The sequence below is a fragment of the Suipraeoptans intestinalis genome, assembly GCF_009696485.1.
Classification (GTDB): domain Bacteria; phylum Bacillota; class Clostridia; order Lachnospirales; family Lachnospiraceae; genus Suipraeoptans; species Suipraeoptans intestinalis.
This window is the reverse complement of the sequence record NZ_VULY01000014.1, coordinates 1-4,549: the sequence shown is the minus strand read 5'-3', so window position 1 is coordinate 4,549 and position 4,549 is coordinate 1. Positions and strand designations below refer to the sequence as shown.

Genomic DNA, 4,549 nt, shown 5'->3' with positions numbered 1-4,549 from the left:
CGCGCAGCGCACATTCCTGTGAAACAAAAAAACATCTCCTGCACCCTTATGTCTGATGCAAAAGATGTTTTTTCCACCTGAATTCCGGATATTTGAGGAAGTCCTTTGCCCCTATTCCCTCACGGCAAAAATTCCCCTCTCTGTCCGCCTATACTATCTACACTATCTGTACTCTCTGTTCTATTTTCTCTTTCGCTTTGCCTCCGGCTCCTTTTCTATCCGCCAAACGGCATCTGTGCCACCACCTGTAGGTTTTGGGAAGCTTGTATCTTTCCGTACCATGTCATCTATAACGGATTGTAATGCTGCAGGGAAGCTCGATCCCCAGCTCTGCCAGCGCCGTCCAGATGCTGATCTGCAGCATTCCATTGGCATGGTTTGCCCACACCGGAAAATTGGCTGCATAGGTCGGAAACTTGGCTGCCAGTCCGTCTACTACTCTTCTTCGTAAAAATACAAAATCGTTCCTGCTCCATTTCGGAAGGACTGGATCTTGTCATGCGTACCTTCCCCTCAAACACCCTCTCAATCTCATCCCACAGCGCCTCATGCTCTTCCCAAAGGCCGCCACGACCCTCGCACTCTTCATATCAAAGGCATCGGGAACCAGTTCCGTCACTCTTTTTATTACTTCCTCCACTTTTTCCTTCGCAACCGGAAGCTCCTTGTTTAACAGATAACGACTTCTTCTCTTTTCCAATCCTGTGATCACGCTCATGTCTGTTCCTCCTTTTTCTTTTTTGTGTATTCGGTTTCCCTGTTCTGTCTGCCTTGTTCTGTTTGCCTTGTTCTGTCTGCCTTGTTCTGTCTGCCTTGCCCCAGCATATGCCTTCGTCTGCAAAGCCGTCACTGTTTTCCCGTTTTCCACTTTTCATTCGTTCCGGAAAAACCGCTCTTTTGAACCCCGGATCCGCCTGTGTTTTTAAGGGCTTTCTCCACGATGCCGGCGGCGCCTGCCTCGGTCGATTATTTGATAAAGGTTCCTTCCTCCAGCTCCTTGAACGCCTGCTGCAGTTCCTCCCTGGTGTTCATTACCACCGGCCCTCCCAGGCGATCTCCTCCTTCAATGGACTTCCACTGAGAAACAGAACTTTGGCTCTTTTTTCTTTTCCTTCTATCGTCACCTGGTCTCCGTCCGATAACAGAGCCGCCGTCTTTTCTTCCAGATCTTCTCCTGCTACCGTACATCCCCAGCAAAGGAAACAGCAGCGCCTGTCTGCCCTTCTCTGTGGAATGGTAACCGTCTTTCCCGGTTCTACCGTAATATCATAATAGTCAATAGGCTGATAGTTCCCCTGGACTCCCTGCTGCCCGTCATAGCTTCCTGCCAGGATCCTGAGGCGGCCTCCTTCCAGTTCCACTTCCGGGATCTGGTCCCTCTTGATGCTGCGGTAAGCCGGCTTTGTCATTTTGTCCTTTGCCGGAAGATTCAGCCATAGCTGCACGCCCAGCATCCGCTCGCTTGCCGGCAGCTGTTCTTCATGGATGATGCCGGATCCTGCCGTCATCCACTGGACTTCCCCATCTTCCACGGTGTCTTCAAAGCCCAGATTGTCCTTGTGTTTCATTTTCCCTGCCACACGTAGCTGATGGTCTCGATCCCTCTGTGGGGATGCGGGCGGAAAGCCGCTATATAATCCTGCGGATTGGTGCTGTCAAAGAGTCCAGCATCAAAATAGGATCAAATTCTTTTGCGGTCTGGCTGCCCAGCACTCTTACCAGCTTCACACCGCCTCCATCTACCGTTTGAAATCCTTTTACCTTTTTTCTGATCGTTCTATTCATGTAAGATCCCTCCTAATTTTTTTAATAGGAACAACAACTGCTTCTTCTCTTCCGCGGTCAATTCTTTCATTTTTTCTCTGATCATCTCCCTGTTCTTTGGAGCCGCCTGCTGAATGACACTCCTCCCCTCCTCTGTCAGATGAAGGATGCAAAGCCGCTTGTCCTTTTGATCTGCCAGTCGTTCCACATACCCTCTTCCTACCAGATTGTTGACGATGACCGGTATGGTTCCTACACTGCTTAAAATCTTTTCCCGCACTTCTCCTACGGTCAGATCTCCCTTGCTGTACAGCGCTTCCAACACTGCAAACTGGCTCAGCGTCAACCGTATTTCCCTGCAATCCTTCCCGTCTGCCTGTCCAATTCATTGGTATTGCGGTGCAGTCCGATGACGATTTCTTCCTGTCCATATGATGCATGCAGACTTCCCTTTATGTGCTCTCTGCTCCCATTTCCCTCCGGAAGCGGCATCTGCCGGGATCGATTCAGGAAAGCAGAAGCAAGAGAAAAAGAAAAAAAGAGAAAGAGAAAGAGATATGGGACAGGAAGAAATGAAAATCGTCATCGGACTGCACCGCAATACCAATGAATTGGACAGGCAGACGGAAGGATTGCAGGGAAATACGGGTTGACGCTGAGCCAGTTTGCAGTGTTGGAAGCGCTGTACAGCAAGGGAGATCTGACCGTAGGAGAAGTGCGGGAAAAGATTTTAAGCAGTGTAGGAACCATACCGGTCATCGTCAACAATCTGGTAGGAAGAGGGTATGTGAACGACTGGCAGATCAAAAGGACAAGCGGCTTTGCATCCTTCATCTGACAGAGGAGGGAGGAGTGTCATTCAGCAGGCGGCTCCAAAGAACAGGAGATGATCAGAGAAAAATGAAAGAATTGACCGCGGAAGAGAAGAAGCAGTTGTTGTTCCTATTAAAAAAATTAGGAGGGATCTTACATGAATAGAACGATCAGAAAAAAGGTAAAAGGATTTCAAACGGTAGATGGAGGCGGTGTGAAGCTGGTAAGAGTGCTGGGCAGCCAGACCGCAAAAGAATTTGATCCTATTTTGATGCTGGACTCTTTTGACAGCACCAATCCGCAGGATTATATAGCGGGCTTTCCGCCGCATCCCCACAGAGGGATCGAGACCATCAGCTACGTGTGGCAGGGGAAAATGAAACACAAGGACAATCTGGGCTTTGAAGACACCGTGGAAGATGGGGAAGTCCAGTGGATGACGGCAGGATCCGGCATCATCCATGAAGAACAGCTGCCGGCAAGCGAGCGGATGCTGGGCGTGCAGCTATGGCTGAATCTTCGGCAAAGGACAAAATGACAAAGCCGGCTTACCGCAGCATCAAGAGGGACCAGATCCCGGAAGTGGAACTGGAAGGAGGCCGCCTCAGGATCCTGGCAGGAAGCTATGACGGGCAGCAGGGAGTCCAGGGGAACTATCAGCCTATTGACTATTATGATATTACGGTAGAACGGGAAAGACGGTTACCATTCCCACAGAGAAGGGCAGACAGGCGCTGCTGTTCCTTTGCTGGGGGATGTACGGGTAGCAGGAGAAGATCTGGAAGAAAAGACGGCGGCTCTGTTATCGGACGGAGACCAGGTGACGATAGAAGGAAAAGAAAAAGAGCCAAAGTTCTGTTTCTCAGTGGAAGTCCATTGAAGGAGGAGATCGCCTGGGGAGGGCCGGTGGTAATGAACACCAGGGAGGAACTGCAGCAGGCGTTCAAGGAGCTGGAGGAAGGAACCTTTATCAAATAATCGACCGAGGCAGGCGCCGCCGGCATCGTGGGAGAAAGCCCTTAAAACACACAGGCGGATCCGGGTTCAAAAGAGCGGTTTTTCCGGAACGAATGAAAAGTGGAAAACGGGAAACAGTGACGGCTTTGCAGACGAAGGCATATGCTGGGGCAAGGCAGACAGAACAAGGCAGACAGAACAAGGCAAACAGAACAAGGCAGACAGAACAGGGAAACCGAATACACAAAAAAGAAAAGGAGGAACAGACATGAGCGTGATCACAGGATTGGAAAAGAGAAGAAGTCGTTATCTGTTAAACAAGGAGCTTCCGGTTGCGAAGGAAAAAGTGGAAGTAATAAAAAGAGTGACGGAACTGGTTCCCGATGCCTTTGATATGAAGAGTGCGAGGGTCGTGGCGGCCTTTGGGGAAGAGCATGAGGCGCTGTGGGATGAGATTGAGAGGGTGTTTGAGGGGAAGGTACCGCATGACAAGATCCAGTCCTTCCGAAATGGAGCAGGAACGATTTTGTATTTTTACGAAGAAGAGGTAGTAGACGGACTGGCAGCCAAGTTTCCGACCTATGCAGCCAATTTTCCGGTGTGGGCAAACCATGCCAATGGAATGCTGCAGATCAGCATCTGGACGGCGCTGGCAGAGCTGGGATCGGAGCTTCCCTGCAGCATTACAATCCCGTTATAGATGACATGGTACGGGAAAGATACAAGCTTCCCAAAACCTACAGGCTGGGCACAGATGCCGTTTGGCGGATAGAAAAGGAGCCGGAGGCAAAAGCGAAAAGAAAATAGAACAGAGAGTACAGATAGTGTAGATAGTATAGGCGGACAGAGAGGGGAATTATTTTGCCGTGAGGGAATAGGCGGCAAAGGACTTCCTCAAAATATCCGGAAATTCAGGTGGAAAAAAACATCTTTTGCATCAGACATAAGGGTGCAGGAGATGTTTTTTTGTTTCACAGGAATGTGCGCTGCGCGAAATAAAACATTCTGTTTCTCG

At 49.8% G+C, this 4,549-nt stretch carries 8 protein-coding genes and 1 pseudogene; 4 read left to right on the top strand and 5 right to left on the bottom strand.

Features of this window, described 5'->3' with window-relative positions:
* Positions 1–496: 496 nt before the first annotated feature.
* From FYJ34_RS13030 to FYJ34_RS00615, 5 genes and pseudogenes are all read right to left on the bottom strand, one after another.
* Entirely contained in the window at positions 497–868 is a 372-nt protein-coding gene (locus tag FYJ34_RS13030; RefSeq protein ID WP_235899153.1) for a nitroreductase family protein, read from the bottom strand.
* Between the two features lie 163 nt (positions 869–1,031).
* Complete coding sequence (locus tag FYJ34_RS14045) at positions 1,032–1,409, bottom strand: pirin-like C-terminal cupin domain-containing protein (protein WP_330582472.1); 378 nt, start codon at positions 1,407–1,409, stop codon at positions 1,032–1,034.
* An 81-nt stretch (positions 1,410–1,490) separates the two neighbouring features.
* Positions 1,491–1,633: pseudogene (locus tag FYJ34_RS14040) on the bottom strand (pirin family protein); the annotation flags it as partial.
* The gene (locus FYJ34_RS14035; RefSeq protein ID WP_330582471.1) at positions 1,630–1,785 is read right to left on the bottom strand and encodes a hypothetical protein; all 156 of its coding nucleotides are present in this window, start codon (positions 1,783–1,785) and stop codon (positions 1,630–1,632) included. The pseudogene FYJ34_RS14040 and the gene FYJ34_RS14035, both read right to left, overlap by 4 nt.
* A complete protein-coding gene (locus FYJ34_RS00615) occupies positions 1,778–2,110 on the bottom strand; it encodes a MarR family winged helix-turn-helix transcriptional regulator (RefSeq protein ID WP_235899152.1) in 333 nt (110 codons plus the stop codon). The genes FYJ34_RS14035 and FYJ34_RS00615 overlap by 8 nt, the downstream gene beginning before the upstream one ends.
* 303 nt (positions 2,111–2,413) lie before the next feature.
* On the opposite strand from FYJ34_RS00615, the gene FYJ34_RS13025 reads away from it, so the two are divergent.
* The 4 genes from FYJ34_RS13025 (at position 2,414) to FYJ34_RS00595 (ending at position 4,234) form a co-directional block, all read left to right on the top strand.
* A complete protein-coding gene (locus FYJ34_RS13025) occupies positions 2,414–2,602 on the top strand; it encodes a MarR family transcriptional regulator (protein ID WP_235899151.1) in 189 nt (62 codons plus the stop codon).
* 132 nt (positions 2,603–2,734) lie between these two features.
* Entirely contained in the window at positions 2,735–3,115 is a 381-nt protein-coding gene (locus tag FYJ34_RS13020) for a pirin family protein (protein ID WP_235899150.1), read from the top strand.
* Positions 3,085–3,555: a pirin-like C-terminal cupin domain-containing protein gene (locus tag FYJ34_RS13015; protein ID WP_235899149.1), complete on the top strand. Its 471-nt coding sequence runs from the start codon at positions 3,085–3,087 to the stop codon at positions 3,553–3,555. Before FYJ34_RS13020 ends, FYJ34_RS13015 begins: the two co-directional genes overlap by 31 nt.
* A 247-nt stretch (positions 3,556–3,802) precedes the next feature.
* Positions 3,803–4,234 carry a nitroreductase family protein gene (locus tag FYJ34_RS00595; RefSeq protein WP_330582470.1) on the top strand — a complete coding sequence of 144 codons (432 nt, stop codon included), beginning with the start codon at positions 3,803–3,805 and terminating at the stop codon, positions 4,232–4,234.
* Positions 4,235–4,549 lie beyond the last annotated feature (315 nt).

Excerpts from the sequence above, each read along its gene's own strand:
- FYJ34_RS14045 (WP_330582472.1), bottom strand. The coding sequence starts at position 1,409 with ATGACAAAGCCGGCTTACCGCAGCATCAAGAGGGACCAGATCCCGGAA.
- FYJ34_RS14035 (WP_330582471.1), bottom strand. The coding sequence starts at position 1,785 with ATGAATAGAACGATCAGAAAAAAGGTAAAAGGATTTCAAACGGTAGAT.
- FYJ34_RS13020 (WP_235899150.1), top strand. The coding sequence starts at position 2,735 with ATGAATAGAACGATCAGAAAAAAGGTAAAAGGATTTCAAACGGTAGAT.
- FYJ34_RS13015 (WP_235899149.1), top strand. The coding sequence starts at position 3,085 with ATGGCTGAATCTTCGGCAAAGGACAAAATGACAAAGCCGGCTTACCGC.
- FYJ34_RS00595 (WP_330582470.1), top strand. The coding sequence starts at position 3,803 with ATGAGCGTGATCACAGGATTGGAAAAGAGAAGAAGTCGTTATCTGTTA.